Origin of the sequence: Longimicrobium sp. (genome assembly GCA_036389135.1) — a bacterium.
In the GTDB taxonomy this organism is placed as follows: Bacteria; Gemmatimonadota; Gemmatimonadetes; order Longimicrobiales; family Longimicrobiaceae; genus Longimicrobium.
On sequence record DASVQP010000056.1, the window covers coordinates 1 to 1,807 of the forward strand.

A 1,807-nucleotide genomic window follows, 5' to 3' on the forward strand; every position below is an offset into this window, starting at 1 on the left:
TTGGGTGTAGACGGTGCGGAGGTTCACTTGGTCCATCGGGTTCAGCCGCGCGCGGATGCCCACGCGCGCCAGGTCCGACTGCAGCTTCTGCCCCAGCACCTGATAGGAGATGCCGGCGACCGCCGCCTGGCCATAGGCGATCTCCATCTCGAACCCGTCCGGCACGCCGGCGGCCTGCAGCAGCTGCCGCGCCTTGTCCAGATCCTGCCTAAAGCCCACCTCGCGCGCGATCTGCTCCGTGCTGCCGTTGACGCCGATCGGCAGGAAGTGCGCCGGGCGGAGCGCGGCACCGCCGAGGAGGTTGCCCAGGATGCCGTCGTAGTCGATGGCGTGGCCGATTGCCTGCCGTGCCTCCTTCTTCGCCAGTGCCGGGTTGGCAGCCGGGTTCCCGGTCAGCGCCATGTACACGAAATCGAGGCTAGGCAGCCGGTCCACACGGACGTTGACGTCACCGCGCAACGTTGCGATCTGCTCGGGGATAAGGTTGAAGGCCGCGTGCACGTCGCCGCGGCGCACGGCCAGCAACTGCGCCGCGCTGTCGGAGAGGTGGCGGATCACGACCCGCTCGAAGGCGGGCGCGCCGCGCCAGTGGTTCGGGTTCCGCTGCAGCAGGATCTGGCCGTTCCGCTCCCAGCGCACCAAGCGGTAGGGGCCGGTGCCGGCGGAGTTGCCGTTCAGCCACTCCGTCGCCTTGTCCCGGTCCTTCGCCTCCGCGCCCTGCACGGCGCCATGCTGCAGCAGCACCGCCTTCTCGAGCACCGAGCATCCCGGGTTGCACAGGATGGGCAGAATCGGTGCGTTGGGCGCGTTCAGGATGAAATCCACGGTGTTGGCGTCCACCACCTCCACCCGGTCCACCGCCTTGATGTATTGCTGCGTTTGCTCCTTCATGTTGATCAGGCGGTCGAAGGAGAACTTCACGTCCTCCGCCGTCATGGTGGCGCCGGAGGCGAACTTGACGCCCTGGCGGAGCGTAAAACGCCAGCCGTCACCGCCTGGCCGCCGCTCCCATCGCGTGGCGAGGGAAGGCTTGGGGTTTATCAGGTCGTCCGGCTCCAGCGTCAGGAGGCTGTCGTAGCAAGCGGCCAATGTCAGCGGCGGCGTGTACTGCGCTTGTCGAACGGGGTCCAAGGTGATGGTGTCGCTGATGTCGATGCCGATCACCAACGTGTCGCGCCGCGCCTGGGCCAGCGCCCGCCCGCCGTGCAGCAGGGGGAGCAACGCCGCGGAGGCGCCGAGCAGCCGCGCGAGATCGCGGCGGGAGAGGGACATCACGGTCATGGACATTTCCTCGGGGCCGTCCGACATTTCCGCCGGATCGTTGAATACGTGGGACAAGCCTGCGTCTCGGAACGATAGGTCGCGGCGACTGCGCCTGTGAAGCGGGAAGAAGCACCCGGGGAGAAAGTGAAGGGAATGCCGATCGGGGTGGGCCTCATCGGCCTCGGCATGGCCACGGCACCGCACATGATGAGCCTGCGGGAGCTGGAGGAGTCGGGGCGGGTCCGGATCATCGGAGGCCACGCGCCCTCCGCTACCCGGCGGGATGACTTCACGGCGCGCTGGGATGCGCCAGTTTTCGCGGAGCAGGCGGCGCTGCTGGCGGCGCCAGGGCTGGACCTCGTGCTCGTGCTCACCCCGCCTGGTGCGCATCTGCCCGTCGCGCACGCCGCCATCGCCGCCGGAAAGCACATCCTGGTCGAGAAGCCGATCGAGCTGACCGTCGCGCGCGGCGAGGCGCTGGCAGCGGCCGCCGAGGCCGCGGGCGTCCGCTGCGGCGTGTGTCTGCAGCACCGCTTCCGCCCGG

2 protein-coding genes are annotated in these 1,807 nt (G+C 69.0%); one reads left to right on the plus strand and one right to left on the minus strand.

All coding sequences use genetic code 11. From position 1 onward, the window contains the following. A partial coding sequence (locus VF584_13655) for an ABC transporter substrate-binding protein (protein ID HEX8211215.1) occupies positions 1-1,281 on the minus strand: 1,281 nt, incomplete at its 3' end. 135 nt (positions 1,282-1,416) lie between these two features. On the opposite strand from VF584_13655, the gene VF584_13660 reads away from it, so the two are divergent. Then, positions 1,417-1,807 (plus strand): Gfo/Idh/MocA family oxidoreductase (locus VF584_13660; protein HEX8211216.1); only part of this gene is annotated, 391 nt, incomplete at its 3' end.